This window comes from Streptococcus sp. DD10 (assembly GCF_001578805.1).
Classification (GTDB): Bacteria; Bacillota; Bacilli; order Lactobacillales; family Streptococcaceae; genus Streptococcus.
This window is the reverse complement of sequence record NZ_KQ969162.1, coordinates 71,524-72,442: the sequence shown is the minus strand read 5'-3', so window position 1 is coordinate 72,442 and position 919 is coordinate 71,524. Positions and strand designations below refer to the sequence as shown.

Sequence of the window (919 nt, the reverse complement as noted above, 5' to 3'; positions counted from 1 at the left end):
CCCTTTCTGTTGGATTTGTTAGATTTCTCAACCTTACATAGACTATTATAACACTTAACGCTGTACATGTCAATGGTTTTGTACAGCTTTTTTGTTTTCAACAAAAAGTTCTCACACCCATTCATTATTCAGTTTTCAAAGAACATTTTTACATCTTACAAACCAAAAATTTCTTTAAACTCAACTAGTTTTTCATCACTAGCTTTCAGCTCCTTATGAGCCCATACATCAAGTGTTGTCATGCGGCTACCTCCTTTTCTATCCTCCGACTTTATTTTTTTCGGCTGTTTCTTTCAAGATTTCAGCACGCTTGTGTTCGTCTTGCTGATACTGCATATTCAGCTTGTTCAAGATAACCTCCTGTCGCTGATCAACCTCTGCATTTTTTAACAAGCTCTTGCTATTCTCTCGTACTTGCTCCTTTAGATAGCGAATTTCATTATCTTGATTTTTCATATGAGTAAGAATCACCAACAGACCAACACTCAAAAGACAAGCAAAACTAAAAACAGCAAGTTGTAAATGTCTTATTTTATCAATCACAAATTCACCTCCTCAATCTCAATACCTGGACAATCAAACACCCAGCCGAAGTTGGCTTCTTCTAGTTCTTTACGGGTGTGGTTAACACGAAAAGCGCCACCCTTGGTATTCCAAGATTTAAAGTACCATTTACCCTCGCCAATGTTGTAAGTAAGGCAAGAACGAGACTTTTTAACATTACGGATGATGACCTTATACCGCTTCTCTTTCTCGACCTCGTAGCCGTCAAGCCAAGCACGGGCGAAAGTTTCTTGATTAATCCCACACCCCAACCACTCTGCAGGTTTTCTATATTCAAACGTATGGTCCATTGCTTCAAATAATGTGTAATTTTTTTGTTTACAAAACTCGATCACATCTGCTACAAACTGCGGAA

At 38.1% G+C, this 919-nt stretch carries 2 protein-coding genes; both read right to left on the bottom strand.

Annotated features, from left to right (window positions below; translation table 11 throughout):
• Window positions 1–258: 258 nt before the first annotated feature.
• Window positions 259–543 (bottom strand): hypothetical protein, encoded by a 285-nt coding sequence (locus STRDD10_RS07625; RefSeq protein WP_067194633.1) that lies wholly within the window; start codon window positions 541–543, stop codon window positions 259–261.
• The coding region (locus STRDD10_RS07620; protein ID WP_082782073.1) for a DUF1642 domain-containing protein at window positions 540–919 on the bottom strand (380 nt) is incomplete at its 5' end. The genes STRDD10_RS07625 and STRDD10_RS07620, both read right to left, overlap by 4 nt.